This is a genomic window from Sphaerotilus uruguayifluvii, assembly GCF_013294065.1.
Classification (GTDB): Bacteria; Pseudomonadota; Gammaproteobacteria; order Burkholderiales; family Burkholderiaceae_C; genus Sphaerotilus; species Sphaerotilus uruguayifluvii.
In genome coordinates, this window is sequence record NZ_JABSNM010000015.1 from 50,997 (window position 1) to 77,246 (window position 26,250).

The following is a 26,250-nucleotide window of genomic DNA, read 5'->3' on the forward strand; positions in this document are numbered from 1 at the left end:
GAAATGAAACTTTCCCGGCGCTGCGCCCCCCGGCCGCGCCGCCAGCCCCGCCCTCCGACCATGACCCTGCCGGACATCCACCTCTGCATCGTCCAGCCCGCCGGCCACGAGCAGGCGCTCGGCCTGCTCGACCCGGCACGCTACTTCCGCTACCACTTCCGGCGCCTGGGCGCACGGGTCAGCCTGTCGAAGAACCGGCTGCGCCATGACGCGGTCAACTTCGTCTTCGGCGCGCACCTGGGCTTCGACGCGGCGCAGTGCGAGCGCCATCCCTGCGTGCTGGTGAACCTGGTGCAGTTCGGCGCCGACGGCCAGGCGCCCTCGCCGGACTATCTGGCGCTGCTGGAGCGCGCGGCGGTGGTCGACGGCGACCCGACCAGCCTGCCGGCCTATGCCGCGCAGCCCGACCGGGTGCCGCTGGTGCCCTTCGTGCACGCGCCCTACCTGGCCGACGAGTTCGGCGAGATGCCGATGCCGATCGACGGCCGGCCGATCGAGCTGCTGCACCTGGGCGAGTTCAGCGCCGCCGCGCAGGCCTTCGTCGCCCGCATCGAGGACTGCGGCGTGCCGGTCAGCCTGCTCGACCAGCCGCTGTACGGCGTCGAACGCGACGCCTTCATCCGCCAGGCGCGCGCGGTGCTGCTGTGCGACGCACACGGCAGCGGCCATGTCGATCCGGTGCTGCTGGCGCACTGCCTGAGCCTGGGCACGCCGGTCGTGCTGCAGCGCACCGACGCGACGCGCGTTCCCGGCTACATCGAGCAGGCCGTCAGCTGGGTCGACGAGACCACGCTGGGCGAGTTCTTCTCGCGCGAGTTCGGCACCCCCGGCTGGATCGAGCGCACCCGCCAGCAGCATGCGCACTTCGAGCAGCTCGACCCGGCGCAGGCGATGGCCGACATCCTGGTGCACGCCTGCGGCGTCGGCCTGGCGCATCTGCACCGGCGCGACCCGCGGCCGTGGCGGCCGAGCCGGCTGCACCTGGGCGCCGGCACCGGCTACCGCAGCGGCTGGCTCAACATCGATGCCTGCGCGCGCAGCGAGCCCGATCTGGTGCTCGATCCGGCGCAGCCGCTGACGCTGCCGCTGTCGACCGTCTCGACGCTGTGCGGCCCGCTGCGCCTGGAGGCCGGCCAGTGCGACGAGATCCTGCTGCCGGCGGCGCTGGCCCGCGGCGCCGACCTGCCCACGCTGCTGACCAACTGCCTGGCGCTGCTGCGCGAGGACGGCGTGCTGCTGATCGAGCATGACGCCGGCGCCCGCGCCGACATCTGGAGCGCCTGCGCCGACCGCTTCTGGCAGCTCGGCTGGTTCGAGCACCGTCTGGAGATCCTGTCCGACGCGGACGAGGCGCCGCCGGGCCTGCTGCGCCTGCGCAAGGTCGCCACCACGCCGCGCGAGCGCACGCTGGCCCGGCGCATGACCAGCGACTGCCACCTGCCCGAGGACGCGGTGCCGCCGCAGGAGCAGCTGCTGCCGGCCGGCACCTCGGTGCCGCTGCAGGCGCTGGTCGGCGCAGCCGCCGGCCCCGGCATCGACCGCGAGCTCGCCGAGGTGCTCGACGCGGCCTGAACCGGCCGCGCGAACCCGCCCGCCACGCCACACGGATGTCGCAGAATGGGCATCCCTGAGGCTGATCCGTCGCCCCGGCCCGCCGCCGGGGCGCTCCTGTTTCCCGATGAATCCTGTGACCCTGGAATGGCTGCTGTCGCCGGGCGCGCTTGCGCTGTTCGGCCTGTGCATCGGCAGCTTCCTGAACGTGGTGGCGCACCGGCTGCCGATCATGATGGAGCGCCAGTGGCGCCGCGAGAGCGCCGAGATCCTCGGCGTCGATGCGGTGCCGGCGCCCGGCGACGACGGCCGCCCGCTCGGCCTGGCGCGCCCGCGCTCGCGCTGTCCGGCCTGCGGCCATGTGCTGCGCTGGCACGAGAACCTTCCGCTGCTGGGCTGGCTGCGCCTGGGCGGGCGCTGCTCGGCCTGCCGCGCGCCGATCTCGCCGCGCTATCCGCTGGTCGAGCTGGGCTGCGCGCTGCTGTTCGCCGCCATCGGCCTGCGCTTCGGCGCCGAGCCGCAGACCGTGCTGTGGTGCGGCTTCGCCGCGACGCTGCTGGCGGCCTCGCTGATCGACTGGGACACCACGCTGCTGCCCGACAGCATGACGCAGCCGCTGGCCTGGGCCGGCCTGCTCGGCGCGCTGCTGGGCTGGCTGCCGCTGTCGCCCGGGCAGGCACTGTGGGGCGCCATCGGCGGCTACATGAGCCTGTGGAGCATCTCGCAGCTGTTCCGGCTGGTGACCGGCAAGGAAGGCATGGGCGCGGGCGACTTCAAGCTGCTGGCGGCGCTGGGCGCCTGGCTGGGGCCGGCGATGCTGCTGCCGATCGTGCTGGGCGCCTCGGTGATCGGCGCGATCGTCGGCATCGCCATGAAGATGGCCGCGACGCTGCGCGAGGGCCGCTACGTGCCCTTCGGCCCCTTCCTGGCCGGCGGCGGCCTGGCGGTCATGCTCGCCGGCAGCGAGCGGGTGCTGCGCTGGATGGGCTGGGCATGAGCATGGACACGCGGCGCATCGGCCTGACCGGCGGCATCGGCAGCGGCAAGAGCACCGTCGCCGCCCTGCTGCGCGCGCTGGGCGCGCACATCGTCGACACCGACGCGATCGCGCACCGGCTGACCGCGCCGGGCGGCCGGGCGATCGCGGCCATCGCCGCCGCCTTCGGGCCGGAGTTCATCGATGCCCGGGGCGCGATGGACCGTGCCCGCATGCGCGAGCGCGTCTTCGCCGACCCGGCCGAGCGCCAGCGGCTCGAGGCCATCCTGCACCCGCTGATCGCCGAGGACACCGAGGCCGAGGCCGCCGCCGCGCCGCCCGGCGCGCCGGTGGTCTTCGACGTGCCGCTGCTGGTCGAGTCGGGCCGGCGCTGGCGCGAGCGGGTCGACCGCATCCTGGTCGTCGACTGCACGCCCGCCACGCAGATCGCGCGGGTGGTCGCCCGCAGCGGCTGGACGCCCGAGGCGGTCGAGCGCGTCATCGCGCAGCAGGCCACGCGCGAGCAGCGCCGTGCGGTCGCCGATGCGGTGATCCTCAACGACGGACTCGACCGCGACCAGCTCGCCCGCGCGGTCGAACATGTCTGGAAAAGCTGGCTGTGAAACAATCGAAACCATTCGTCCGGCCGACCGGATCGGGGAGAACTGGGCCTTGATCTACTACGAATATCCCTTCAACGAGAGCGTGCGCACGATGCTGCGGCTCGAGCGCCTCTTCACCCGCCTGGCCCTGCTGGTGCCGCGCGAGACCGCGACCGACCACCACTACGCGCTGGCGACGCTGTTCGAGATCATGGACGTGACCTCGCGCACCGACTTCAAGGCCGAGCTGCTGCAGGAGCTCGCCCGCCAGCGCCAGATCTTCGAGGGCTACCGCGGCAATCCGTCGATCTCGGAGGCGGCGCTGAACCTGGCGGTCGACCGCATCGTCGGCTCGCACGACCGGCTGGCCGCGACCGCCGGCCGCCCGGAGCAGGCGCTGGCCGGCAACGAGTGGCTGATGGCGGTGCGCAGCCGCATCCACATTCCCGGCGGCACCTGCGAGTTCGATCTGCCCGGCTACTTCGCCTGGCAGCAGGAGCCGACGCAGAAGCGCCGCGGCGATCTGCTGCGCTGGGTCGGCGTGCTCGACCCGCTCGCCGAGGCGCTCGAGGTCAACCTCGGCCTGCTGCGCGAGTCCGGCATCAAGCAGATGGCGCCCTTCCGCAACGGCCTGTTCCAGCTCAACCTCGGCGGCAGCCGGCCGCTGCAGCTCGCGCGCCTGGAGATCGACCCGGGCTCGCAGCTGGTGCCCGAGATCAGCGGCAACCGGGTGCTGCTGGCGATCCGGCTGACCCGCGCCGACGCCGAGGGCCGGCTGCGGGCGATGAACGACAGCCTGCAGCTGCCGCTGACGCTGTGCGCCTGAGGTCCGCCTGAGCTGCACCTGAATCCTGAGACAAGCCCACCCTCCCGTCATGCCCGCGAAGGCGGGCACCCACGCAGGAGCAGGTCGATTCTGTGGCCGGCGTGGGTCCTCGCCTTCGCGAGGATGACGACGGTGGGAGACTAGACTCGCGGGCGATGACGACGACTTCTTCCTCCGCCCCCGCCGCGCCGGCCTCGCCGCGCCAGGTGCCCTGCCCGGCCTGCGGCACGCCCGCGCCCTTCGCGAAGGACCTGAACCCGTACCGGCCCTTCTGCAGCCTGCGCTGCCGCGAACATGACCTGGGCGCCTGGGCCAGCGGCGACTACCGCGTCGGCGCGGTCGAGCCGCCCGACGACTTCGACGCCGGCGTCTGACGACGGCGCCGGGCGCGGCCGGGCGGTTCAGCCCGCCGGCGTCTCGCGGTGCGTCGGCCCGGCGTGGCCGCGCTCCTCGGCGAACCAGCGCAGCACCGGGATCGTGCCCGGCAGCACCGGCTCCACCTCGACCGGCAGCGTCTGCCAGGCCATGGCCTGCGCCTCGCGCATCTCGAACTCGCCCGTCCAGTCGAAGACCTTGCAGAAGTTCAGCCGCACCCGCGCGTGCGGATAGTCCATCACCAGCTCGCGCCACGGGTGGACCGCGCCGATGGTGATGCCGATCTCCTCGATCAGCTCGCGGCGCAGCGCCTGCTCGACCGTCTCGCCGGGCTCGAGCTTGCCGCCGGGGAACTCCCAGAAGCCGGCGTAGACCTTGCCCGCCGGGCGCGAGGTCAGCAGGAAACGGCCCTCGCGGCCGTCGGCGTCGCGCTCGACCAGCACGCCCACCGCGACCTCGACCGGCACCCGCTCGGGCAGGTTCTCCGCACCGGCGACGACGATCGGCTCAGACATGGTCCAGCCCCTGCGGGCCGTCGCCCTGGATCGGCGCGGGCGCGGCGGCCGGCGCCTCGGCCCGGCCGGCAAAGTCGCGGGCGAACTGCCAGGCCACCCGGCCCGAGCGCGAGCCGCGCTCCAGCGCCCAGACCAGCGCGGGCTGGCGCGCCGCCTCGATCGTGGCCTCGTCGATGCCGAAATGGCGCAGCCACTGGCCGACGATGGCCAGGTACTCGCGCTGGCTGAACGGATAGAAGCTGATCCACAGCCCGAAGCGCTCGGACAGCGAGATCTTCTCCTCGATCGCCTCGCCGGGATGCAGCTCGCCGTTGTCGTCGTGGCGCGCGCCCAGGTTGTCCTTCATCTGCTCGGGCAGCAGGTGGCGGCGGTTGCTGGTGGCGCAGATCAGCACATTGTCGGAGGCCTGCGCGATGGTGCCGTCCAGGATGGACTTCAGCGCCTTGTAGCCCGACTCGCCCTCGTCGAAGCTGAGGTCGTCGCAGTAGATGATGAAGCGCTCGGGCCGCTCGCCCACCAGGGCCACCAGGTCGGGCAGATCGGTCAGGTCGTCCTTGTCGACCTCGATCAGGCGCAGGCCGCGGTCGGCGAACTCGTTCAGGCAGGCCTTGATCAGCGAGCTCTTGCCCGTGCCGCGCGCGCCGGTCAGCAGCACATTGTTGGCCGGGCGGCCGGCGACGAACTGCGCGGTGTTGCGCACCAGGCGCTCCTTCTGGCCGTCGACCTCCTTCAGGTCGGCCAGACGCAGCGGCGCGACATGGCGCACCGGCTCGAGCACGCCGCCGCCCGTGCCGCGTCGACGGTAGCGGAAGGCGATCGAGGCCGACCAGTCGGGCGCGGCCGGCGGCTGCGGCAGCACCGCCTCGAGCCGGGCCAGCAGCGCCTCGGCGCGGGCGATCAGGGTGGAGAAGTCGCTCATCGTTCGGCAGGGCTCAGTGGATCATCATCTGCAGCGCCAGATCGATCTGCTCGACCGGGCTGCGGCGGAAATCGGTGCGGGCGAAGCGCTGCAGCCGCCCGATGCAGAAGCTGGTCAGCGCCGAGGCCTGCGCGGCCGCCTCGACGGTCGGCTCGACCGAGCCGCGCGCGTCGGCCGCACGGCGCATCAGCTGGCGCAGCTGCGACTCGATGCGGTCGAAGAACTGGTTCATGCGCTGCGTCAGCCGCGGGTCCTCGAGCACCAGCGCGTCGCCCACCATCACCCGGGTCATGCCGGGATTGCGCTCGGCGAACTGCAGCAGCACGACCACGCTGCGCGCGGCCTGCACGCGGGGATCGTCCTCGCGCTCGCAGATCTGGTTGACCAGTCCGAAGATGCTGCTCTCGACGAACTCGATCAGGCCCTCGAACATCTGCGCCTTGCTGGCGAAGTGGCGGTAGAGCGCGGCCTCGCTGACCTCGAGCCGCGCGGCCAGCGCGGCGGTGGTGATGCGCTCGGCGCCCGGGCGCTCGAGCATCTGCGCCAGCGTGCGCAGGATCTGCAGGCGGCGCTCGCCTGGCTTGGGCCGGCGGCGGGGCGCCGGCTCGGCGACCGCAGCGACGGCGGTCTCGGGGTCAGGCGCGCAGGCGGCCGGGGCGTCGGAGGTATCGGGCATCGGGAACGGGGCAGCAGGCTCGCTGAAACAGGGCGACAGGGCGCCGGTTCCCGGCCCTCTTCACCATGCGGAGCGGGCCAGCGCCTGAAGGCTGCGGATTCTGGCACACACGTAGGCCGGCCGCCGGCAGCGGCGCGGACGCGCCGGCAGCCCGGCCGACACCGGTGCGGACGGGGCGGCGGCGCGCATCCAGCGCTGCATCCACACCGTCTTCATGCCCACCCGGCACGCCGACTTCTGGTGCGCCAGCGTGTCCTCGACCAGGATGCAGCGCGAGGGCGGCACCTTCAGCGTCACCGCGATGCGGCGCAGCATGCGCGCGTCGGGCTTGGGCCGCAGGTCGCCGAACATCGTCATGCGCTCGATCGGGATCACGCCGTGGAAGAGCCGCGTCATGCCGAGCGCCGCCAGCACCCGCTCGGCGTAGGCGCGCGGCGCGTTGGTCAGGATGAAGCGCCGGCCCGGCAGGCGCTCGAGCGCCGCCAGGTCGTGCGCGCTGGCGCGCAGCCGGTGCTCCAGGCCGGGCAGCCGGTGCGTGTCGTGCAGGAAATGCGCGGCGCGCACGCCGTGGTGGCGCATCAGCCCCAGCAGCGTCGCGCCGTAGCGGTCCCAGTAGTGGCGGCGCAGCGCCTCGGCCTCGGGGCGGGCCAGCGCCAGCTCGCGCTCGATGTAGACGGTCATCGCCTCGGCGATCGGCCCGAAGGCCGCGCCGCTGGCGTCATGCAGCGTGTCGTCGAGGTCGAAGAGCCAGACCGGCGCGCGCTTCATCGCAGCCGTCCCGCTCAGTGCGAGCGGATCATCGTGCCGAAGGCCTGATCGGTCAGGATCTCCAGCAGCAGCACGTGCGGCACGCGGCCGTCGATGATGTGCACCGCGTTGACGCCGCACTTGGCCGCGTCGATCGCGCCAGCGATCTTGGGCAGCATGCCGCCCGAGATCGTGCCGTCCTCGACCAGCTCGTCGATGCGGCGCGAGGTCAGCTCGGTCAGCAGCTCGCCCTGCTTGTCGAGCACGCCCTTGATGTTGGTCAGCATCATCAGCTTCTCGGCCTTGAGGATCTCGGCCAGCTTGGACGCCACCAGGTCGGCGTTGATGTTGTAGCTCTCGTTGTCCTTGCCGAATCCGATCGGACTGACCACCGGAATGAACTGGTCGTCCTGCAGCGCCTTGACGATGCTGGGGTCGATCGACTCGATCTCGCCGACCTGGCCGACGTCGTGCTCGATGCTGGGGTCGTTCAGGTCGAGCAGCTTGAGCTTGCGGGCGCGGATCATCGCGCCGTCGCGGCCGGTCAGGCCCACCGCCTTGCCGCCGGCGGCGTTGATCAGGCCGACGATGTCCTGCTGCACCTCGCCGGCCAGCACCCATTCGACGACGTCCATCGTCTCGGCATCGGTCACGCGCATGCCCTGGATGAACTGGCCCTTCTTGCCGATCTTGGTCAGCGCCGCGTCGATCTGCGGGCCGCCGCCGTGCACGACGATCGGGTTGATGCCCACGAGCTTGAGCAGCACCACGTCCTCGGCGAAGGCCTGCTGCAGCGCCGGGTCGGTCATCGCGTTGCCGCCGTACTTGATGACCATGGTCTTGCCATGGAACTTGCGGATGTAGGGCAGCGCCTGGGCGAGGATCTCGGCCTTGTCGCGGGCAGCGATGTGCGACAGGTCGACGGGCGTGTGGCTCATGGGGTCTCCGGAGATCAGGGATAAGGGATCAGGACAACGGGCAGCCGCCGATTCTAGGAGCCCGCCCCAGTGCGCGGTATCCCGCTGCCGCAACCCGCCTGTCGCGCGCACACTCGGGCTTCAGGACCGTGCCCGCCCCGGCACGGACTTTTCACGATCACGCCGCACGCCTCACACCGCCATGTCCGACCCGTCCGACAACCTCATGAGCCTGATGGGCTTCGAGTTCGTCGAGTTCGCCGCGCCGGTCGCCGGCGTGCTGGAGCCGCTGTTCGAGCGCCTCGGCTTCACGCTCGTGGCCCGCCACCGCTCGAAGGACGTCGTCCTGTACCGCCAGGGCGGCATCAACTTCATCGTCAACCGCGAGCCCAAGAGCCTGGCCGCCTACTTCGCCGCCGAGCACGGCCCGAGCGCCTGCGGGCTGGCCTTCCGCGTCCGGGACTCGCACCGCGCCTACGCCCGCGCGCTGGAACTCGGCGCGCAGCCGCTCGACATCCCGACCGGCCCGATGGAGCTGCGCCTGCCGGCGATCAAGGGCATCGGCGGCGCGCCGCTGTACCTGATCGACCGCTTCGAGGACGGCCGCTCGATCTACGACATCGACTTCGAGTTCCTCGACGGCGTCGAGCGCCGCCCGCCGGGCCACGGCCTGCACACCATCGACCACCTGACGCACAACGTCTACCGCGGCCGCATGGCCTACTGGGCCGGCTTCTACGAGCGGCTGTTCGGCTTCCGCGAGATCCGCTACTTCGACATCCAGGGCGAGTACACCGGCCTGGCCTCGAAGGCGATGACCGCGCCCGACGGCCTGATCCGCATCCCGCTCAACGAGGAGGCGCGCCAGGGCGGCGGCCAGATCGAGGAGTTCCTGATGCAGTTCAACGGCGAGGGCATCCAGCACGTCGCGCTGCGCTGAGACGACCTGATCGCGGCGGTCGATGCGCTGCAGCTCGCCGGCGTGCCGCTGCTGACGGCGCCCAACGACATCTACTACGCGATGCTCGACGAGCGCCTGCCCGGCCACGGCGAGCCGGTCGAGGCGCTGCGCACGCGCGGCATCCTGCTCGACGGCTCGACCGCCGGCGGCGAGCCGCGCCTGCTGCTGCAGATCTTCAGCCAGCCGCTGCTCGGCCCGGTCTTCTTCGAGTTCATCCAGCGCAAGCGCGACGAGGGCTTCGGCGAGGGCAACTTCAAGGCGCTGTTCGAGTCGATGAAGCGCGATCAGGTGCGGCGCGGCGCCGTCGGTGGTGCGCCCGGGCGGTGAATCCCTCTTGTTCGTGCCGCTCGTTCGTGAAAAAGTCCACCCAAACAGCCACCGGAATTGATGCCGGACAAGTCTGTTCCCGGGAGGACTCATGCGCTACCGCCTCGTCGACGACGCCGACCTGCCCCGCTGCCTTGACCTGTTCGATCGCAACGGCCGCTGCCTCGTCTCGGCGCCGGTGCGCGAGCACCTGCCGCGGCTGTGGGCCGACTGGCTGGCGCAGGACCAGCGCTTCCCGAAGCCGTTCGCGCTCTGGGAAGACCTGCGCGGGCCGCACGGGCCGCGCCTGGAGGCCATCGGCCTGAGCCGCTTCGTGCACGACGAGGTGCACGACCTGCTGCTGCGCGAGCCGCAACCCTACCTGCTCGACCGGCTCTGCCGCCTGGCGCTCGACGGCCACCGGCCCTTCCTCGACCAGCGCGAGGTCGCGCGCGCCAACGCCGGCGCCGGCCTGAGCCTGGTGATGCCGCTGTACCTGCAGCGCGAGCACGACCTGGGCCACCCGGACAGCCTGCGGCTGCGCCCCATCGGGCCGGCGGCGTGGTACTTCTGCCACGCCGGCTACAACGTGCGGCGCATCCACGGCGAGGTGTACGGCCGCCCGGCCGCCGACTACATGGCCGCCGGGGGGTTCCGCACCGTGCAGGCCTTCGCCGCGCCGGCCGGCACCCCGTCCGACAGCGAGCCGCACCAGCACGTCATCGACCGCGGCGACCTGCCGCCGGGCGCGATCAACGCCATGTCGCTGTGGGTCATGCACCCGCAGCCGCCGGCGCTCGGTCTGTCGCCGTCGCTGCAGACGGTGGCAACCTACGCGCTGCAGGGCGACACCGACCGCGCCATCGCCGCACGGCTGGGCATCTCGGCCGACGCGGTCAAGCAGGCCTGGCGCGCCATCCTGCGCACCGTGTCAGCCCACATGCCCGAGCTGTGCACCGACACCAGCGGCGCCACCGCGCCCGACGCCCCCCCGGTGCGCGGCGCCGAGCACCGGCGCACCGTCGTCGAGTACCTGCGCCAGCACATGGAGGAGCTGCGCCCCTGGACGCCGGCCGACGCGCCGCCCCGGCGGCGGCGCTGACGCCAGCGGCGGCGGGCGCCAGCGCCTCCCATTTTTGGGGACTTTTGCACGCATTCCCGACATGGACAATTGGTCTTGTCCGAGGCCCCGGGACCGCGCCCTTCCTCCGCCCCTCCCCAGGAGAACCCCATGTCCAGGACTCGCCGCGCCCTGTGCGCCCTGGCGGGGCTCGTCGCCGGCCTCGCGCTGGCGCCGACCGCCACCACGGCCGCCACCATCGACGCCCGCATCTGCTACGGCGCCCACTACACCCACGTCGAGGTGCTGCAGCCGGCGCCGAACCACACCATCATCTCGGCCAGCGCCTACGGCACCGGCTACGTCACGCGCGACGAGGCCTCGCCGCTGAAGGGCGCCTACGGCACCTGCGTGCTGTTCAACGAGGTCATCGACGGCAAGCCCAACGGCGAGCTGCGCTGCGTGCGCACCGACGCCGACGGCGACAAGTTCCTCGTCACCGGCAAGGTCAAGGCCTACGACGCCCGCGGCGGCATGACCGGCGCGTACACGGTCACCGGCCTGACCGGCAAGTGGGTCGGTGCCAGCGGCGGCGGCAACTTCGTCGAAGGCCCCGGCTCGGGCAAGGACAACCAGCACTACTTCGTCTGCTTCGACGGCGAAGTGCGCATGCGCTGACCCACCCCCAGGAGACCGCCCATGGACACCCCCGACCCGGTCGCGCTGGCGCGCGCCTACTTCGACGCCTGGAACCGCCACGACATCGACGCCGCCGTCGCCACCTTCGCGCCCGAGGGCACCTACCGCGACCCGACCACGCCGGGGCCGCTCGACCGCGCGCAGATCCCCGGCTACATGGCGGCGCTGTTCGACGGTTTCGCCGATTTCAGCCTCGCTTACCGGGGACCGTTCCCGGTCAGACCGAACGAGGTGCATGTGCCGTGGGTGCTGACGGCCACCCACACCGGCACGTTCGCTGGACTGCCCCCGACGCAGCGCCAGATCACGCTCGAAGGCATCGACCTGATGGAGAGCGACCCGCAGGGGCTGCTGCGCGTGGTCGGCCTGTTCGACTCGGCGACGCTGCTGCGCGGACTCGGCCTGAATCTGGTGCCGCAACCGACCTGAGCAGACAGAGAAAGGAGCCCGCCATGTACACCCGCATGATCACCGTGCCGGTCGCGAAGGACCAGATCGACGAGGTCGTCCGCATCTGGCGCGACGAGGCCATCCCGGCGGCGCGGCTGCAGCCCGGCTTCGTCGAGGCCCGGCTGCTGATCGACCGCCAGACCGCCCGGGGCGTCTCGATGCTGACCTGGCAGAGTGCCGCGCACGCCAACGCCACCGGCCCGGGCAGCGAGTACCTGCAGCAGGTGTTCGCCCGCTTCGCGGCGTACTTCACCGGACCGCCGCTGGTGGAGCATCTGGAGGTGGCCGCCCAGGGATGAGCGTCCTGCCGCGGCGGCGGCGCGACCCGCCCCTATACTGCGGGTCATGGTCCGCCCCTCCCGCCCCTGGCTGCACTGGCTGCTCTGGCTGGTGATCGCGCTGCTGCCGCTGCGCGGCTGGGCGATGGCGCAGATGGCGGTGGCCGAACTGGCCCCGGTGCTCGCCCAGGGCGAAGCCGACCAGGCCCCCCATGCCTGCCACGAGACGGCGGCCTCGCCGCAGGCCGACACCGCCCTCCACGCCGGCTGCACGCTGTGCGAGGTCTGCCATGCCGGCCTGGCGCCGGCGGTCACCCTGACGCTGCCGCTGCCCGAGCTGCCGCACGCCCCGCCCGCCGCGACCGAGCCGACGGGGCCGCCCGAGGCGCCGCCGTCGGCGCTGTTCCGCCCTCCCCGCCGCTGATCTCCCGAGCCGTCGCTTCCGCCGGTCGCGGCGTGTGCCTGCACGCGCGCGCCGGCTCCGGATGTCCGCATCCGTCCCGACCCGAGAGATCGTCATGTTCCCTGTCCTGTCCGTGTCCGCCGCGGGTGCGCTGCTCGCGCTCGCGTCGGCGTGGCCGCCGGCCTTCGCAGCCGCGCCGGCCGACCCCGACACCCCCGTGCGCCCGCTGGTCCACCGCTCGACGCTGGCCGCGCGGGCCGCATCCGCGCCGGCCGAGACCGCCCCCGGCGACTGGCGCGCCGCCAACGAGCGCGTGCGCGCCGTCGGCGGCTGGCGCACCTACCTGAGGGAAGCGAATGCGCCCGAGCCGGCGGCCTCCGGCGCCAGCGGAGGTACGCGATGAAGCGCCCGCATCGGATCGCACCGGCCCTGCTGGCCGCCGCCGCGCTGGCCGGCTGCGCCACCTCCTCGCCGGATGCGGCGATCGCGCCGGTGCAGCGGCAGCTGCGCAGCGTGGCCAGCGCCGACGTGGCGCGCTGGCCCGACGCGCAGGCGCCCGCCGCCGAGACACGCGCGCGCATCGACGCGCTGCTGGGCGCGCCGCTGTCGCAGGACGGCGCCGTCGAGCTGGCGCTGCTCCACCACCGCGGCGTGCAGGCCGACCTCGCCGACCTGGGCCTGACGCAGGCCGAGCTCGCCCAGGTCACCCGCCTGCCCAACCCGGGCCTGTCCTACAAGCGCACCACCAGCGGCGACGAGATCGAGCGCGAGGTCGGGCTGCACATCGGCCTGGGCCGGCTGCTGCTGATGCCGCTGGCGCGCACGATGGCCGAGCAGCAGCTCGCTCGCCAGCAGGTGCAGACGACGATCACGCTCGTCGGGCGCATCGCCGACGTGCGCCGCGCCTGGGTCGAGGCGGTCGCTGCCGAGGAAAGCCTGACCTATCTGCGCCAGGTCCACGAAGCCGCCGAGGCCGGCGCCGAGCTGGCGCGGCGCATGGCGCAGGCCGGCAACTTCAACCGCCTGACGCTGGCGCGCGAGCAGTCCTTCGAGGCCGACGCGCTGCTGAACCTGGCCCGCGGCGAGCGCGCCCGCGACGCCGCGCGCGAGCGCCTGGTGCGCGCGCTCGGCCTGTGGGGCGATCAAGCCGAGCGGCTTGCCCTGCCCGAGCGGCTGCCCGACCTGCCCGTGCAGCCGACCGATCAGACCGACATCGAGGCCCGCGCGCTGGCGCAGCGCCTGGACGTGCAGGCCGCACGCACCGCCACCGAGCAGACCGCGCGCAGCCTGGGCCTGGTGCGCGTGACCCGCTTCGTCGACGCGATCGACCTGGGCCTGACCCGCTCGAAGACCAGCGACGGCCAGCGCAGCCGCGCCTGGGAGGTCGGGCTGGAGCTGCCGCTCTTCGACTGGGGCGACGCCCGGGTCGCGCGGGCCGAGGCGATCTACACCGCCAGCGTGCACCGCACCGCCGAGATCGCGATCGACGCCCGCTCCGAGGCCCGCTCGGCCTGGCGCCACTGGCGCCACACCTGGGACATCGCGCGCCATGCGCAGACCGTGCTGGTGCCGCTGCGCCAGCGCATCAGCGAGGAGAACCTGCTGCGCTACAACGGCATGCTGATCGGGGTGTTCGAGCTGCTGGCCGACGCGCGTGACCAGGTCGGCGCCGTGCGCACCGCGATCGACGCCCGGCGCGAGTTCTGGCTCGCCGACGCCGACCTGCAGCAGGCCCTGCTCGGCCGCCCCCGGCTCGATGCCGGCAGCAGCCCGGCCGCCGCCTCCACCGCCGCCGATGCCGGCGGCCACTGAGCGCACCCACCCGACACGGATCCTCCGCCATGATTTCCCGACGTTCCCTCTTCTCTGCCGGGGCCGCGGTCGCTGCCGCCTCGGTCAGCCGCGTGGCGATGGCCGCGCTGCCCGAGCCGGTCCTGCAGACCTCGGCCGCCACCGCGCCGCCGCTGCAGCCCGCGACCGGCCGCCCCTACCGCCCGGTCGTGACGCTCAACGGCTGGAGCCTGCCCTGGCGCATGAACAACGGCGTCAAGGAGTTCCACCTGGTGGCCGAGCCGGTGGTGCGCGAGATGTCGCCCGGCTTCAACGCCAACCTCTGGGGCTACAACGGCCAGTCGCCCGGCCCGACGATCGAGGTGGTCGAGGGCGACCGCGTGCGCATCTTCGTCACCAACCGCCTGCCCGAGCACCACGCAGTGCACTGGCACGGCCAGCGCCTGCCCAACGGCATGGACGGCGTCTCGGGCCTGACCCAGCCCTCGATCCCGCCGGGCAAGACCTTCGTCTACGAGTTCGAGGCCCGCCGCCCCGGCACCTTCATGTACCACCCGCACGCCGACGAGATGGTGCAGATGGCGATGGGCATGTACGGGATGTGGATCACGCACCCGAAGGCGAAGCACCCGCTGATCGCCGACGTCGACCGCGACTTCTGCTTCCTGCTGAACGCCTTCGACATCGAGCCCGGCAGCGCCACGCCCAAGGTGATGACCATGCTCGACTTCAACCTCTGGGCCTGGAACAGCCGCGTCTTCCCCGGCATCGACACGCTGAACGTGCGCCAGGGCGACCGGGTGCGCATCCGCGTCGGCAACCTGACGATGACGAACCACCCGATCCACCTGCACGGCCACGAGTTCGAGGTCACCGGCACCGACGGCGGGCCGGTGCCGAAGTCGGCGCGCTGGCCCGAGGTGACGACCGACGTGGCGGTCGGCCAGATGCGCCAGGTGGAGTTCATCGCCAGCGAGGAAGGCGACTGGGCCTTCCACTGCCACAAGAGCCACCACACGATGAACGCGATGGGCCACAACGTGCCGACGATGATCGGCGTCGACCACAGCGGCCTGGCGCGCAAGATCACCAAGCTGATCCCCGGCTACATGGCCATGGGCGAGCGCGGCATGGCCGACATGGGCGAGATGGAGATGCCGCTGCCCGACAACACCGCGCCGATGATGACCGGCCAGGGGCCGTTCGGCGGCGTCGAGATGGGCGGCATGTTCAGCATCCTCAAGGTCCGCCGCGACCAGAAGCCCGGCGACTACCAGGACCCCGGCTGGTTCCGCCACCCGGCCGGCACGATCGCGCACGAATGGACCGGCGCCCCGCTGGCCGAGCCGACGCGCGCGCCCGCGCCGGCCGGCGACGCCACGATGAACGTCCGCAAGCCCGAAGGAGGCCACCATGGACATCACTGATCGACGCGCCGCCTGGATCCTGGCGGGCGCCCTGCTGGGCCTGGCCCCGGCCCTGCCCGCCGTCGCCCACGGCGACCCGGCGCATGCCGCAGCGGGGCCGGTGCGCAAGGAGCAGAAGGACTGGGGCATCGCCGCCGAAGGCCGCCAGGCCCGGCGCACGATCACCGTCTCGATGGGCGACGACATGCGCTTCCGGCCCGACCGGATCGAGGTGCGCGAGGGCGAGACGGTGCGGCTGCGCATCCGCAACACCGGCCGCGCGATGCACGAGTTCGTGCTGGGCACGCCCGGGGAGCTGGCCGCGCACGCCGAGCTGATGAAGAAGTTCCCCGACATGCAGCACGACGAGCCCTACATGGCGCATGTGCCGCCGGGCCGCACCGGCGAGATCGTCTGGACCTTCAACCGCGCGGGCGACTTCCGCTTCGCCTGCCTGATCGCCGGGCATTTCGACGCCGGCATGGTGGGCGACCTGCACGTCATCCCCACGGCCCGCTGACCCGTTCCATCCCTGCAAGGAGAGTCTCACATGAACCGCTGGATCGCTTCCGTCACCCTCGCCGCCTCGGCCCTGCTGGCCGCCGCGCCCGCGCTGGCGCAGAGCACCGACGCCGAGGTGATGAAGATCGACAGGCCGCAGCAGAAGCTCACGCTCAAGCACGGCGAGATCAGGAACCTCGACATGCCCCCGATGACGATGGTCTTCCGCGTCCAGGACCCCGCCATGCTCGACGCCGTGAAGGTCGGCGACAAGGTGAAGTTCGACGCCGACAAGGTGGGCGGGCAGTACACGGTGACGAAGCTGGCGCCGGTGCGCTGAACACCGGATCCCGGGCTTCTGCCGCCCCCAAAAAAAGACGCCTCCGGCCCGCAGGACGCCGGAGGCGTTTGAAGGCGTCCTCGGTCAAGGGACGCTGGAGACTGTGGTCACACAGTACAGAAAACGGTCATCCGCACGCGGGTGATCAGTGGTTCGAGGCCGAGGCGGCGCCGTAGCCGGTCTGGGCACGCACGAACTGGTCGTCGAAGGCGGCGATCTCCTTCTTGGCGGCCACGCTCTGGTCGAGCTTGGACACGATGAAGCAGACCAGGAAGGCCACCGGCATCGAGAACAGCGCCGGCTGCTCGTACGGGAACAGCGGAGCCGGATTGCCCAGCACCGTCACCCACACCGACTTCGACAGCACGACCAGCGTGACCGCCAGCGCCAGGCCGAGGTAGCCGCCGGCCAGCGCGCCGCGGGTGGTCAGGCCCTTCCAGTACATCGACAGGATCAGCACGGGGAAGTTGCTCGACGCGGCGATGCCGAAGGCCAGACCGACCATGAAGGCGACGTTCTGCTTCTCGAACGCGATGCCCAGCACCACGGCGACCACACCCAGCGCGATCGTCGCGAAGCGCGAGACGCGCATCTCGTCGGCTTCGGTGGCCTGACCCTTCTTGATGACGCGGGCGTACAGGTCATGCGAGATCGACGAGGCACCGGCCAGCGCCAGGCCCGACACCACCGCCAGGATGGTCGCGAAGGCCACCGCCGCCAGGAAGCCCAGCAGCAGGTTGCCGCCGACCGCCTTGGCCAGGTGCATCGCCACCATGTTGCCGCCGCCGACCAGCTTGCCGCCGATCTTGCCGCCTTCGAAGAACTCGGGGTTCTGGCCGACGATCAGGATCGCCGCCAGGCCCATCAGGAAGATGACGTTGAAGAAGTAGGCGATGAAGCCCGAGGCGTACAGCACCGACTTGCGCGCTTCCTTGGCGTTGGTCACGGTGAAGAAGCGCATCAGGATGTGCGGCAGGCCGGCCGTGCCGAACATCAGGCCCAGCGCCAGCGACACCGCGGTGACCGGGTCCGGAATCAGCTTGCCCGGCTTCATCATGCCCCAGCCGGCCTTGTGCACGGCGGTGGCCTTCTCGACGACGGTGGTGTAGCTGAAGCCGAACTGGCTCATCGCCAGCAGCATCACCAGCGTGCCGCCGGCCAGCAGCATGCAGGCCTTGATGATCTGCACCCAGGTGGTCGCGAGCATGCCGCCCTTGATCACGTAGACCATCATCAGCGCGCCGACGACGACGACCGCGACGTTGTAGTCCAGGCCGAACAGCAGCTTGATCAGCTGGCCCGCGCCCACCATCTGCGCGATCAGGTAGAAGCACACCACGGTCAGCGAGCCGATCGCCGCCATCGTGCGCACCTTGCCCTGGTCGAGGCGGTAGGAGGTGATGTCCGCGAAGGTGAAGCGGCCCAGGTTGCGCAGGCGCTCGGCCATCAGGAACAGGATGATCGGCCAGCCGGCGAAGAAGCACAGCGCGTAGATGTAGCCGTCCAGGCCCGAGCCGTAGACCAGCGCGGTCAGGCCCAGCAGCGTCGCGGCCGACATGTAGTCGCCGGCGATGGCCAGGCCGTTCTGGAAGCCGGTGATGCCGCCGCCGGCGGTGTAGAAGTCCGCCGCCGACTTGGTGCGGCTCGACGCCCAGTAGGTCACGCCCATCGTGAAGCCCACGAAGACGACGAACATGCCGATGGCGTGCAGGTTCAGCGGCTGCTTCTCGGTCGCGCCGATCGGGTCGCCGGCGGCCATCACCGCGCCCGACACCAGCAGGCCCAGCAGGAGCGCGCCCAGGCGCTTCAGGGAAGAGAGATTGGAGCGGTCCGTCACTTGCTGCCTCCGCGGGTGGATTCCTCGATCAGTTCGCGCGTCAGGTCGTCGAACTCGCCGTTGGCGCGACGCACGTAGACCGCGGTCAGCGCCCAGAACAGCGCGAACAGCGACAGGATCGCCACCGGGCCGAACGTGATCACCGAAGCCTCGCCGCCGAGGCGCTCGGCCATCAGCGCCGGATTGAAGGCGACGAGCAGGATGAAGCCGTAGAACAGGCCGAGCACGACGATCGACAGCAGCCAGGCGAAGCTGCTGCGCCGTCGGACCAGTTCCTCGAACTTGGGATTGCGCTGGATGCGCTGGTAGACATCGGAAGACATGGGCAGGGCCGACCGCGTCCGTTGCCGGGCGGTGTCCGAAGGGTTGGGATGAGGGGGATCGCGGCGGATGATAGGTGGCGGGGCTGCAAGGATTCGTCACAATCCCGGCAACGCCACACATCAAGGGAAAACACCTATCACACCAGCATCTGCCGCCAAGATCGCCGATTCCACCGCGATGTCAGCCCTTCGTCAGAAATGCGTCAGATCCACGTCAGATCCGCGCCCGCCCGCCGGATACCCCGGCGAGCACCCGGTCAGCGCCCCAGGTAGCGCCGCTCCAGATGGACGCGGAAATGCGCCGGGTTCAGCGTCTCGCCGCTGGCACGCCGGGTGAGATCGGGCGTCGTCCAGCGCGCGCCCTGGCGCCAGACGTGGTCGTGCAGCCAGTCGAAGACCGGCGCGAGGTCGCCGGCGGCGATGCGCGCGTCCAGGTCGGGCGTCTGGCGGCGCATCGTCGCGAACCACTGCGCCGCGTACATCGCGCCCAGCGTGTAGCAGGGAAAGTAGCCGAACAGGCCGGCCGGCCAGTGCACGTCCTGCATCGGACCGTCGCGGAAGTCGCCGCGGGTGTCGCGGCCCAGCCAGAGCATCATCTGCTCGTCCCACAGCGCCGGGATGTCGTCGATGTCGATCGCGCCCTCGATCAGCGCGCGCTCGATCTCGAAGCGCAGGATGACGTGCGCCGGATAGGTCACCTCGTCGGCATCGACGCGGATCAGGCCGGGCTCGACGCGCGTGACCAGGCGCGCCAGGTTCTCCTCGGTGAAGGCCGGCTGCGCGCCGAAGTGCTCGACCAGCAGCGGCACCAGCTGCGCGACGAAGCCGGGGTGCGCCCCGAGCTGCATCTCGAAGGACAGGCTCTGGCTCTCGTGCAGGCCGTAGGAGCGCGCGCGCGCCAGCGGCTGCCCCAGCCACTCGCGCGGCAGGTTCTGCTCGTAGCGGGCGTGTCCGGTCTCGTGGACCGTGCCCATCAGGCTCTGCATCAGGTCGTCGAGGCGGTAGCGGGTGGTCAGGCGCACGTCCTCGGGCACGCCGCCGGAGAAGGGATGCGTGCTCTCGTCGAGCCGGCCGCCCTCGAAGTCGAAGTCGAGCCGGCGCATCACCGCCAGGCTCAGCGCCTTCTGCTGCGCCAGCGGAAAAGGCCCGATCGGCCGGATCACCGGCGGCTCGGCCTGCTGGCGCTCGCGCACCTCGCGGATCAGCCCGGGCAGCCAGGCGCGCAGATCGCCGAAGACGCGCTCGACCTCGGCGCCGGTCATGCCCGGCTCGTAGCGGTCGAGCAGCGCGTCGTAGGGCGCGAGACCGGTGGCCTCGGCCAGATGCCGCGCCTCCTCGCGGGCGACCTGCACCACCGGACGCAGGTTCTCGACGAAGCCGGCCCAGTCGTTGGCCGGACGCTGCGTGCGCCAGGCGTGCTCGCAGCGTGCGGTGGCCAGCGCGCGGCGCTCGACCAGCGCGGAGGGCAGCGCGTTGGCGGCGAGCCAGTCGCGGCGCATCTCGCGCAGGTTGGCGCGCTGGTCGTCCGAGAGCGGCTCGTCCTCGGCGCGCGCCAGCAGATCGCGCAGCGCCGGGTCGGTGCGCTGGGCGTGCATCAGCGTCTCGAGCTCGGCCATCGCGGCCGCGCGGGCCTCGTTGCCTTTGGGCGGCATGTTGGCAGCCTGGTCCCAGCCGGCGATGGCACCGAGGTGCTCGAGGCGGTGCAGGCGCTGGAAGCGGGATTCGAGATCGGCGTAGGCCGGCGCGTCGGCGCCATGGATGGAGCGGCTCATCAGTCGGTTCCCCTGCAAAAGGGTCATGGTATCCGAGCGATCCCGGGCGGATGGCCGCCGCCTCTCAGGCCTCGGCGGCCGGCAGATCGATGGTGAACACCGCGCCGCGGGCGGCGCCCTGCCCCTCGGGCCGGTTGGCGGCGCGCAGCTCGCCGCCGTAGCGCTCGAGCAGGCCGCGGCTGATCCACAGGCCCAGGCCGTTGCCGTCGCGCCGGGTGGTGAAGAAGGGCTGGAACAGCGTCGCGCGCACCGCCTCGCTCAGGCCGGGGCCGGAGTCGCTCACCTCCAGCAGCACCCGGCCGGCCTCGTGGCGCACCGCGATGTCCAGCTCGCGCGCCGGTCCGGCCTCGCCCTGCTCCTGCATCGCCTGGGTGGCGTTGACGATCAGGTTGATCAGCACCTGCTGCAGCTCCTGGCGGTTGATCATGACCGGCGGGGTCGCGCCGGGCGGCGCCCGCAGCACCAGCCGCACCTGCGCCCGCTCGAGCAGATGGCGCACCAGCACCAGGCTGGCCTGCAGCACCTCGGCCGGATCGAGCGCCTCGGCATAGCCGGCGTACTCGTTCGGCCGGGCCTGCTGCAGCAGCTGCGCGACGATCAGGCGCATGCGCTCGACCTGGCCGTCGATCAGCCGGATCTCGTCGCGGGCAGGCGCGGCGGCCTCGCCCAGCGTCATCTGCAGCAGGTCGAGATTGCCCTGGATCACCGCGATCGGATTGTTGATCTCGTGCGCGATGCTGGCCGCGAGCTGGCCGATCGTGGCCAGGCGCTCGCTGCGCACCAGCTGCTGCTGCGCGGCCTGCAGCGCCGCGGTGCGCTCGGCCACCTTGGCGTCGAGTTCCTCGCCCCAGCGCTGCAGCGCGCGGGTCTTGTCGTCGACCGTGTCGAGCAGATGGTCGAGCGTGGCGCCGAGCCGGTCGATCTCGCCGTCGGCCTGCAGCGGCCCGACCCGCGCCGCCTGGCCGGACTCGACCCGCTGCATCGTCTCGGTCATGCGCTCCAGGGGCCGGAAGATGCGCGCGGCCGAGCGCAGCGACCACCAGGCCGCCAGCAGCATCACCACGAAGAACAGCAGCCCGATGCCGGCCAGCACCGCGTACTTCACCACCACGAAGGGCCGCTCGAGAAAGCCGACATACAGCATGCCGACCCGCCGGCCGCTGGCATCGGCCAGCGGCAGATAGCCCGAGACATACCAGTCCTTGACGACGAAGGCGCGCCCCAGCCAGGTCTCGCCGCGCCCGAGCACCGCCTCGCGCACCGCCGCCGACACCCGGGTGCCGACCGCACGCTCGGCCTGCGGGTCGCCGAAGAGCCGCACATTGGTGCTGATGCGCACATCGTCGAGGAAGAGCGTCGCGGTGCCCTGGCTGCCGAAGGCCAGCGCGCCGTCCGGATAGACGATCCGGTTGATGTGGTCGATGACGCCCAGATTGCGGTTGAGCAGCACGCCGCCCTGCAGCCAGCCGATCGTGGCACCGGCGGCGTTCTCGATGCGCGCCTGCGCGATCAGCACCAGGCCGCGCGATTCGGTGACCCGGTCGCTCGGGACCGCACCGTCGGAGTCGACCAGGCGGATGTGCGCCCGCTCGGCCAGGCCCGGTGCCAGCGCCTCGAGCTGCGCCGCCTCCATCACCGCCACCACCGCCTCGGCAGCGGCGGCGCCCGAGGCGGCACCGGCCGCGGCCTCGGGGGCCTGCGGCGGCAGCATGCGCAGGAAATCGAGCCGGTGCCGGACCCGCTCGCGCGCCAGCAGCGCGGCCAGCGCCGTCTCGCGCCCGGCCGGCGGCGCCAGCGCCAGCGTGCGCACCAGCTGATGCGAGCTGGCCACCGCCTGCGTGCCGCTGCCGACCTCCGCCTGCACCCGGTCGAAATAGCCCTGCGCGACCGCCAGGTCGGCGCGCACCCGGCCCGAGAGCAGCAGGTCGATGGCCTGGTTGCCCCACAGCAGCAGGATCAGCCCGAGCAGCGGCAGCACGCCCAGCAGCGGCACCAGCGTCAGCGCCAGCAGCCGGGTGCGGATCGAGCCGGCGCCGGCCGCGCGCACGGTCGTCACTGCGCCTCGGCGGCCCATTCGGCGACGCGCCGCTCCAGCGTGCGCCGCGAGATGCCCAGCAGCTGCGCCGCCCGGCCCTTGTCGCCCTGCACCGAGGCCAGCACGCCCAGGATGTGGCGCCGCTCCAGCGTCTGCAGGTCGGTCGGCCCGCCGGCGGCGCCCGGCGCATGGCCCTCGGCCGGCTCCGGGCCCGAGGCGGCCGGCGCCGGATAGAGCGCGGTCACGTTGATGCGCCCGAGGATCAGCGAGCGCTCGACGAAGTTGCGCAGCTCGCGCACATTGCCCGGCCAGTCGTACTGCTGCAGATAGCGCAGCTCGTCGGCATCGAGCCGCAGCGGCGCGGCGCCGAGCTGCGGCGCCAGCAGCGCGACGAAATGCTCGAACAGCAGGCCGAGATCGCCGCGGTGCTCGCGCAGCGGCGGCAGCGCGATCTCCACCACCTGCAGCCGGTAGTACAGATCCTTGCGGAAGCGCCCGGCGGCCACCTCGGCGGCCAGGTCGCGCTCGCTGGCGGCCACCAGCCGCACGTCGACCGGAATCTTCTGCCGGCTGCCGGCCGGGCGCACCTGGCGCTCCTCGATCACCCGCAGCAGGCTGGCCTGCACCGGCAGCGGCAGCTCGGAAATCTCGTCGAGAAAGAGCGTGCCGCCCTGGGCGTAGTGGAAGAGGCCGTCGCGGGCCTGGTCGGCGCCGGGAATGGCATCGGCGAAGGCGCCGGGCGCATGGCCGAACAGCTCGCTCTCCAGCGCCTCGGCCGACAGGCCGGTGCAGTGCAGCCGCACGAAGGGCGCGCCGGACCGGGCGCTGCCGCGGTGCAGGGTCTGCGCGGCCAGCTCCTTGCCGGTGCCGGACTCGCCGCGCAGCAGCACCGGCGCATTCACCGGCGCGACCCGCGCCAGCGCATCGATCAGCGCGCGCATCGCCGGCGAGCGGCCGACGAACTCGGGCAGCTCGCGCGGCTGCTGGGCCAGGCGGTGGCGCAGCAGCCAGTTCTCGCGTGCCAGGCGCGAGCGGTTCATGCCCTGCTGCACCGCGTTGAGGATCTGCGCGACCCGGAAGGGCTTGAGCAGGAAGTCGGAAGCGCCAGCGCGCAGCGCCTCGATCGCGGTGTCGAGATCGGCGAACGCGGTGATCAGGATCACCTCGCCGGCATGGCCCTGCGCGCGCAGCTCGCGCAGCCAGGCCAGGCCGCTCAGGCCGGGCAGCGTGATGTCCAGGATGACCAGGTCATAGCGGTGCGCGGCCACCAGGTCGCGCCCGGCCTCGGCGCTGTCGACCGCATCGACGCGGCCGAAGCGTGGCGCCAGCGCGCGCGACAGGAAATGGCGCATGCCCTGCTCGTCATCGACGATCAGCGCCGCCGCATGGGGCCAGGCCGGTTCGGCAGCGGGAGACAGGGGATCGGCGGAATCGGACATGGGGCAGACAGCGGGCAGCGCGTGGGCCGCCGCACTGTAGCGCAGGCCCGCGCCCCGGATCAGCCGGCAACGACCCGCACCGGCGTGCGCTGCGGCTCCGGCTCGGAGTCGAAGCGGTCGAAGCCGGTGTAGCAGAGGAAGTGGCGGTTGGCGGCGCGGCCGAACAGCGTCATGCCCAGGCGGGTGGCCAGGTCGTGGCCCATCTGGGTCACGCCGTTGCGCGAGACGATGATCGGCACGCCCATGTGCGCCGACTTCATCACCATCTCGCTGGTCAGCCGGCCGGTGGTGTAGAAGACCTTGTCGCCGCCGTCGATGCCGTGCAGCGCCATCCAGCCCGAGATGGTGTCGATCGCGTTGTGGCGGCCGACGTCCTCGACGAACATCAGCCGCTCGCGCCCGTCGGCCGAGAACAGCGCGCAGCCGTGCACCGAGCCGGCGCGGCGGTGGATGCTGTCGGTCTGGCGCATCGTCTCGAGCATCGCCACCAGCGCGCCCTGGCGCAGGCGCGCCTGCTCGGGCGCCGGCAGCCGGATGCCGTCGACCTGCGCCATCAGGTCGCCGAAGACGGTGCCCTGGCCGCAGCCGGTGGTGACCACCCGGCGGCCGGTACGCGCGTCCAGGTCGGCGATGCCGGCGCGGGTGCGCACCGCCGCCGCGCCGACCTCCCAGTCGACGGTGATCGACTCGATCTCGTCGGGCGAGGCGATCAGGCGCTGGTTGCACAGCCAGCCCAGCACCAGCAGCTCCGGCATCGCGCCCAGCGTCATCAGCGTGACCAGCTCGCGACGGTCGACGAAGACGGTCAGCGCCTGCTCGGCCGGAATCGCGATCGTGCGGCGCACGCCGTGTTCGTCCATCACCTCGATCTCGCGCAGCAGCGGCAGTCGCGCGTCGGTCATGCGCGGCGCGACCGGAACCGGGGGCGAGGAAACGGCCGGCAGCCCCCCGGCGGGATCAGGCAGCGCGTGCGGCAGGGCGGGCATGGCAGCGGACTCCGGACGGCGAACGACGCGGGGTCAGGGCTTGCTGGCCGCGGCGGCCGGAACAGCCGGAGCGGCCACCACCGCCACCGGCACGGCCGGCGCCGAGGTGGCTGCCGCCGGCGCGGGCACGAAGGCGCCCGGATCGGTGCAGGGCGGCGTCTCGGTGGCCGGGCGGACTTCCTTGCCGGCGCTCTTGGCGCGGGCGCGGTAGTCCGCGGCGACCTTGTCCATCGCCAGGCAGAGCTTGTAGGCGGCGACCTTGTCGCCGTGCGCGCTGCGGGCCTTGGTCTCCTCGGCCTTGGCCTTGGCTTCGTCGGACAGCGGCGGCAGCTTGGCCAGGACCGGCGCGGCCAGCACCGAGAGCATCAGCGGCAGGGCGGCCCGGGCCGCCAGGGAAACCGCGAAGGAAGGGATGCGCTTCATGCGGAGGAACTCGTCTGGGGTGAGCGGGAGGCGGCGGAGCTGGCGACCGGCTTCGAGCGCACGGCCGGGATCCTGCCCGCCTTGATGTCGTCGTACCAGAGCTCGTGGTGCTCGCGCGCCCAGCCCTCGTCGACGTAGCCGGTCTTCATCGCGGCATAGGCGCCCTTCATGCCGATGGTGCCCATGTAGATGTGGCCGAGCAGGATGGCCATCATCACGATCGCGGCGACCGCGTGGACCATGTTGGCGACCTGCATCTCGCCGCGCAGCTCGCCCCAGCCGGGCAGCAGCCGGTCGAGCACCAGCCCGGAGGCCACGACGATCACGCCGGGCACCGTCACGCCCCACCAGAACATGCCCTTCTCGCCGGCGTTGAAGCGGTGCGAAGGCACCTCCTGGTCGCCGAACATGCCGCCGGCCTTCGACAGCCAGACGAAGTCGGCGCGGTTGGCGATGTTGTCGCGCACGAAGACCAGGATCACCACCAGCAGCGAGACCGCGAACAGCGGGCCGGCGAAGTTGTGCACGTTCTTCAGCACGAAGGTCAGCAGCCCGAACAGCGTGTGCCCGACGAGCGGCAGCAGGAAGAACTTGCCGAAGGCCATCACGAGGCCCGACAGCGCCAGCGCGACGAAGGCCGCGGCATTGACCCAGTGCGCCGCGCGCTCCAGCGGGGTGAAGCGCTCGATCATGCGGCCGGTGTCGGGCTGGTGGCCGCCCAGCGCGCCCTTGCGCCAGTAGAACAGGCCGATGGCCAGGCCGACGATCAGCAGCAGCGAGCCGCCGTAGGGCAGGATCCACTGGTTGCGCACCTGGCGCCAGGCCTCGCCGGCGGTGGTCAGGCGCGAGCCGGGGTACTGCACCTGCGACTGGATCAGCACGCCCTTCTCGGCGCCGGGCAGCGAGCTGTAGCCGGCCTGCTGGCCGGAGTCGCGCACGCCGCGCCAGAACGGCGCGTTGTTGCCGGGCTGGGCGCGGGCACGCTCGGCCTGGGTGTCGTCCGGGCGCGGCGCGGGAACGGCATCGGCCGCGGCCGATGCCGCAGCGGCGGGTGCAGCCGGCTCGGCGGCCAGCGCGGCCGGCTGCGCCAGCAGCGCCGCGGCCGCCAGCAGCAGGGAGGAAATCAGGCGGGACAT

Annotated in this window: 28 protein-coding genes and 1 pseudogene; 16 read left to right on the forward strand and 13 right to left on the reverse strand. The window is 72.2% G+C overall.

The annotated features are described in order from the left end of the window. Positions 1–60: 60 nt before the first annotated feature. The 5 genes from HNQ01_RS15790 (at position 61) to HNQ01_RS15810 (ending at position 4,329) form a co-directional block, all read left to right on the forward strand. Positions 61–1,572: a hypothetical protein gene (locus HNQ01_RS15790; protein ID WP_173806381.1), complete on the forward strand. Its 1,512-nt coding sequence runs from the start codon at positions 61–63 to the stop codon at positions 1,570–1,572. Between the two features lie 106 nt (positions 1,573–1,678). After that, positions 1,679–2,548, forward strand: a complete 870-nt coding sequence (locus HNQ01_RS15795; RefSeq protein WP_173806382.1) for a prepilin peptidase — start codon at positions 1,679–1,681, stop codon at positions 2,546–2,548. Beyond that, the gene (gene coaE / locus HNQ01_RS15800; protein ID WP_286180879.1) at positions 2,545–3,150 is read left to right on the forward strand and encodes a dephospho-CoA kinase; all 606 of its coding nucleotides are present in this window, start codon (positions 2,545–2,547) and stop codon (positions 3,148–3,150) included. The genes HNQ01_RS15795 and coaE overlap by 4 nt, the downstream gene beginning before the upstream one ends. Positions 3,151–3,199: 49 nt before the next feature. After that, entirely contained in the window at positions 3,200–3,955 is a 756-nt protein-coding gene (gene zapD / locus HNQ01_RS15805) for a cell division protein ZapD (RefSeq protein ID WP_173806383.1), read from the forward strand. Positions 3,956–4,110: 155 nt separating this feature from the next. Next, entirely contained in the window at positions 4,111–4,329 is a 219-nt protein-coding gene (locus HNQ01_RS15810; RefSeq protein ID WP_173806384.1) for a DNA gyrase inhibitor YacG, read from the forward strand. A gap of 27 nt (positions 4,330–4,356) precedes the next feature. Here the strand turns inward: HNQ01_RS15810 and HNQ01_RS15815 are convergent, their stop codons facing one another. The 5 genes from HNQ01_RS15815 to argB are packed head-to-tail and all read right to left on the reverse strand — an operon-like array spanning position 4,357 to position 8,125. Further along, positions 4,357–4,845 (reverse strand): NUDIX domain-containing protein, encoded by a 489-nt coding sequence (locus tag HNQ01_RS15815; protein WP_173806385.1) that lies wholly within the window; start codon positions 4,843–4,845, stop codon positions 4,357–4,359. Further along, positions 4,838–5,764 carry an ATP-binding protein gene (locus tag HNQ01_RS15820; RefSeq protein WP_173806386.1) on the reverse strand — a complete coding sequence of 309 codons (927 nt, stop codon included), beginning with the start codon at positions 5,762–5,764 and terminating at the stop codon, positions 4,838–4,840. The genes HNQ01_RS15815 and HNQ01_RS15820 overlap by 8 nt, the downstream gene beginning before the upstream one ends. Positions 5,765–5,777: 13 nt before the next feature. After that, on the reverse strand, positions 5,778–6,440 hold the full coding sequence (gene slmA / locus HNQ01_RS15825) for a nucleoid occlusion factor SlmA (protein ID WP_173806387.1): 663 nt from the start codon (positions 6,438–6,440) through the stop codon (positions 5,778–5,780). Positions 6,441–6,500: 60 nt separating this feature from the next. After that, on the reverse strand, positions 6,501–7,208 hold the full coding sequence (locus HNQ01_RS15830) for an HAD-IA family hydrolase (RefSeq protein WP_173806388.1): 708 nt from the start codon (positions 7,206–7,208) through the stop codon (positions 6,501–6,503). A 14-nt stretch (positions 7,209–7,222) separates the two neighbouring features. Continuing rightward, positions 7,223–8,125, reverse strand: coding sequence for an acetylglutamate kinase (argB, locus tag HNQ01_RS15835; RefSeq protein WP_173806389.1), 903 nt, complete (start codon positions 8,123–8,125; stop codon positions 7,223–7,225). A gap of 181 nt (positions 8,126–8,306) precedes the next feature. Between argB and hppD the strand changes: the two are divergent. The 11 genes and pseudogenes from hppD (at position 8,307) to HNQ01_RS15890 (ending at position 16,299) form a co-directional block, all read left to right on the forward strand. Continuing rightward, positions 8,307–9,392, forward strand: a pseudogene (gene hppD, locus HNQ01_RS15840) (4-hydroxyphenylpyruvate dioxygenase). Positions 9,393–9,483: 91 nt separating this feature from the next. After that, positions 9,484–10,473, forward strand: coding sequence for a helix-turn-helix domain-containing protein (locus HNQ01_RS15845; RefSeq protein WP_173806390.1), 990 nt, complete (start codon positions 9,484–9,486; stop codon positions 10,471–10,473). Between the two features lie 129 nt (positions 10,474–10,602). Beyond that, positions 10,603–11,109 carry a hypothetical protein gene (locus tag HNQ01_RS15850; RefSeq protein WP_173806391.1) on the forward strand — a complete coding sequence of 169 codons (507 nt, stop codon included), beginning with the start codon at positions 10,603–10,605 and terminating at the stop codon, positions 11,107–11,109. Between the two features lie 21 nt (positions 11,110–11,130). Then, entirely contained in the window at positions 11,131–11,559 is a 429-nt protein-coding gene (locus HNQ01_RS15855; RefSeq protein ID WP_173806392.1) for an ester cyclase, read from the forward strand. Between the two features lie 23 nt (positions 11,560–11,582). Continuing rightward, positions 11,583–11,879 carry an antibiotic biosynthesis monooxygenase family protein gene (locus tag HNQ01_RS15860; RefSeq protein WP_173806393.1) on the forward strand — a complete coding sequence of 99 codons (297 nt, stop codon included), beginning with the start codon at positions 11,583–11,585 and terminating at the stop codon, positions 11,877–11,879. Between the two features lie 46 nt (positions 11,880–11,925). Further along, a complete protein-coding gene (locus HNQ01_RS15865) occupies positions 11,926–12,282 on the forward strand; it encodes a hypothetical protein (protein ID WP_173806394.1) in 357 nt (118 codons plus the stop codon). 94 nt (positions 12,283–12,376) lie between these two features. After that, positions 12,377–12,664 carry a hypothetical protein gene (locus tag HNQ01_RS15870; RefSeq protein WP_173806395.1) on the forward strand — a complete coding sequence of 96 codons (288 nt, stop codon included), beginning with the start codon at positions 12,377–12,379 and terminating at the stop codon, positions 12,662–12,664. Further along, positions 12,661–14,073, forward strand: coding sequence for a TolC family protein (locus HNQ01_RS15875; RefSeq protein WP_173806396.1), 1,413 nt, complete (start codon positions 12,661–12,663; stop codon positions 14,071–14,073). The genes HNQ01_RS15870 and HNQ01_RS15875 overlap by 4 nt, the downstream gene beginning before the upstream one ends. A gap of 29 nt (positions 14,074–14,102) precedes the next feature. Then, positions 14,103–15,479 (forward strand): multicopper oxidase family protein, encoded by a 1,377-nt coding sequence (locus HNQ01_RS15880; RefSeq protein WP_173806397.1) that lies wholly within the window; start codon positions 14,103–14,105, stop codon positions 15,477–15,479. Further along, positions 15,466–15,978 carry a cupredoxin domain-containing protein gene (locus HNQ01_RS15885; RefSeq protein ID WP_173806398.1) on the forward strand — a complete coding sequence of 171 codons (513 nt, stop codon included), beginning with the start codon at positions 15,466–15,468 and terminating at the stop codon, positions 15,976–15,978. Before HNQ01_RS15880 ends, HNQ01_RS15885 begins: the two co-directional genes overlap by 14 nt. A gap of 30 nt (positions 15,979–16,008) precedes the next feature. Further along, positions 16,009–16,299: a copper-binding protein gene (locus HNQ01_RS15890; RefSeq protein ID WP_173806399.1), complete on the forward strand. Its 291-nt coding sequence runs from the start codon at positions 16,009–16,011 to the stop codon at positions 16,297–16,299. Between the two features lie 145 nt (positions 16,300–16,444). On the opposite strand, the gene HNQ01_RS15895 is transcribed toward HNQ01_RS15890, so the two are convergent. From HNQ01_RS15895 to HNQ01_RS15930, 8 genes are all read right to left on the reverse strand, one after another. Next, positions 16,445–18,136: a cation acetate symporter gene (locus tag HNQ01_RS15895; protein ID WP_434801518.1), complete on the reverse strand. Its 1,692-nt coding sequence runs from the start codon at positions 18,134–18,136 to the stop codon at positions 16,445–16,447. Further along, entirely contained in the window at positions 18,133–18,459 is a 327-nt protein-coding gene (locus HNQ01_RS15900) for a DUF485 domain-containing protein (RefSeq protein ID WP_173806400.1), read from the reverse strand. The genes HNQ01_RS15895 and HNQ01_RS15900 overlap by 4 nt, the downstream gene beginning before the upstream one ends. A 257-nt stretch (positions 18,460–18,716) precedes the next feature. Beyond that, positions 18,717–20,231, reverse strand: coding sequence for a carboxypeptidase M32 (locus HNQ01_RS15905; protein WP_173806401.1), 1,515 nt, complete (start codon positions 20,229–20,231; stop codon positions 18,717–18,719). A 64-nt stretch (positions 20,232–20,295) separates the two neighbouring features. Next, the gene (locus HNQ01_RS15910) at positions 20,296–22,287 is read right to left on the reverse strand and encodes a sensor histidine kinase (protein WP_353621719.1); all 1,992 of its coding nucleotides are present in this window, start codon (positions 22,285–22,287) and stop codon (positions 20,296–20,298) included. Next, positions 22,284–23,705 carry a sigma-54-dependent transcriptional regulator gene (locus HNQ01_RS15915; protein ID WP_173806403.1) on the reverse strand — a complete coding sequence of 474 codons (1,422 nt, stop codon included), beginning with the start codon at positions 23,703–23,705 and terminating at the stop codon, positions 22,284–22,286. Before HNQ01_RS15915 ends, HNQ01_RS15910 begins: the two co-directional genes overlap by 4 nt. A gap of 59 nt (positions 23,706–23,764) precedes the next feature. Next, the gene (locus HNQ01_RS15920) at positions 23,765–24,691 is read right to left on the reverse strand and encodes a formate dehydrogenase accessory sulfurtransferase FdhD (protein WP_173806404.1); all 927 of its coding nucleotides are present in this window, start codon (positions 24,689–24,691) and stop codon (positions 23,765–23,767) included. A 33-nt stretch (positions 24,692–24,724) separates the two neighbouring features. Further along, entirely contained in the window at positions 24,725–25,114 is a 390-nt protein-coding gene (locus HNQ01_RS15925) for a hypothetical protein (RefSeq protein WP_353621720.1), read from the reverse strand. Next, positions 25,111–26,250 carry a formate dehydrogenase subunit gamma gene (locus tag HNQ01_RS15930; RefSeq protein WP_173806405.1) on the reverse strand — a complete coding sequence of 380 codons (1,140 nt, stop codon included), beginning with the start codon at positions 26,248–26,250 and terminating at the stop codon, positions 25,111–25,113. Before HNQ01_RS15930 ends, HNQ01_RS15925 begins: the two co-directional genes overlap by 4 nt.

Bases quoted from the DNA above. Each gene is read 5' to 3' on its own strand.
- HNQ01_RS15845 (WP_173806390.1), top strand. From the start codon at position 9,484: ATGCGCTACCGCCTCGTCGACGACGCCGACCTGCCCCGCTGCCTTGAC.
- HNQ01_RS15890 (WP_173806399.1), top strand. From the start codon at position 16,009: ATGAACCGCTGGATCGCTTCCGTCACCCTCGCCGCCTCGGCCCTGCTG.
- HNQ01_RS15880 (WP_173806397.1), top strand. From the start codon at position 14,103: ATGATTTCCCGACGTTCCCTCTTCTCTGCCGGGGCCGCGGTCGCTGCC.
- HNQ01_RS15790 (WP_173806381.1), top strand. From the start codon at position 61: ATGACCCTGCCGGACATCCACCTCTGCATCGTCCAGCCCGCCGGCCAC.
- HNQ01_RS15830 (WP_173806388.1), bottom strand. From the start codon at position 7,208: ATGAAGCGCGCGCCGGTCTGGCTCTTCGACCTCGACGACACGCTGCAT.
- slmA (WP_173806387.1), bottom strand. From the start codon at position 6,440: ATGCCCGATACCTCCGACGCCCCGGCCGCCTGCGCGCCTGACCCCGAG.
- HNQ01_RS15815 (WP_173806385.1), bottom strand. From the start codon at position 4,845: ATGTCTGAGCCGATCGTCGTCGCCGGTGCGGAGAACCTGCCCGAGCGG.
- HNQ01_RS15795 (WP_173806382.1), top strand. From the start codon at position 1,679: ATGAATCCTGTGACCCTGGAATGGCTGCTGTCGCCGGGCGCGCTTGCG.
- coaE (WP_286180879.1), top strand. From the start codon at position 2,545: ATGAGCATGGACACGCGGCGCATCGGCCTGACCGGCGGCATCGGCAGC.
- HNQ01_RS15860 (WP_173806393.1), top strand. From the start codon at position 11,583: ATGTACACCCGCATGATCACCGTGCCGGTCGCGAAGGACCAGATCGAC.
- HNQ01_RS15905 (WP_173806401.1), bottom strand. From the start codon at position 20,231: ATGAGCCGCTCCATCCATGGCGCCGACGCGCCGGCCTACGCCGATCTC.
- argB (WP_173806389.1), bottom strand. From the start codon at position 8,125: ATGAGCCACACGCCCGTCGACCTGTCGCACATCGCTGCCCGCGACAAG.
- HNQ01_RS15810 (WP_173806384.1), top strand. From the start codon at position 4,111: ATGACGACGACTTCTTCCTCCGCCCCCGCCGCGCCGGCCTCGCCGCGC.
- HNQ01_RS15915 (WP_173806403.1), bottom strand. From the start codon at position 23,705: ATGTCCGATTCCGCCGATCCCCTGTCTCCCGCTGCCGAACCGGCCTGG.
- HNQ01_RS15900 (WP_173806400.1), bottom strand. From the start codon at position 18,459: ATGTCTTCCGATGTCTACCAGCGCATCCAGCGCAATCCCAAGTTCGAG.
- HNQ01_RS15920 (WP_173806404.1), bottom strand. From the start codon at position 24,691: ATGCCCGCCCTGCCGCACGCGCTGCCTGATCCCGCCGGGGGGCTGCCG.
- HNQ01_RS15850 (WP_173806391.1), top strand. From the start codon at position 10,603: ATGTCCAGGACTCGCCGCGCCCTGTGCGCCCTGGCGGGGCTCGTCGCC.
- HNQ01_RS15865 (WP_173806394.1), top strand. From the start codon at position 11,926: ATGGTCCGCCCCTCCCGCCCCTGGCTGCACTGGCTGCTCTGGCTGGTG.
- HNQ01_RS15875 (WP_173806396.1), top strand. From the start codon at position 12,661: ATGAAGCGCCCGCATCGGATCGCACCGGCCCTGCTGGCCGCCGCCGCG.
- HNQ01_RS15885 (WP_173806398.1), top strand. From the start codon at position 15,466: ATGGACATCACTGATCGACGCGCCGCCTGGATCCTGGCGGGCGCCCTG.
- HNQ01_RS15855 (WP_173806392.1), top strand. From the start codon at position 11,131: ATGGACACCCCCGACCCGGTCGCGCTGGCGCGCGCCTACTTCGACGCC.
- HNQ01_RS15930 (WP_173806405.1), bottom strand. From the start codon at position 26,250: ATGTCCCGCCTGATTTCCTCCCTGCTGCTGGCGGCCGCGGCGCTGCTG.
- HNQ01_RS15820 (WP_173806386.1), bottom strand. From the start codon at position 5,764: ATGAGCGACTTCTCCACCCTGATCGCCCGCGCCGAGGCGCTGCTGGCC.
- HNQ01_RS15925 (WP_353621720.1), bottom strand. From the start codon at position 25,114: ATGAAGCGCATCCCTTCCTTCGCGGTTTCCCTGGCGGCCCGGGCCGCC.
- HNQ01_RS15870 (WP_173806395.1), top strand. From the start codon at position 12,377: ATGTTCCCTGTCCTGTCCGTGTCCGCCGCGGGTGCGCTGCTCGCGCTC.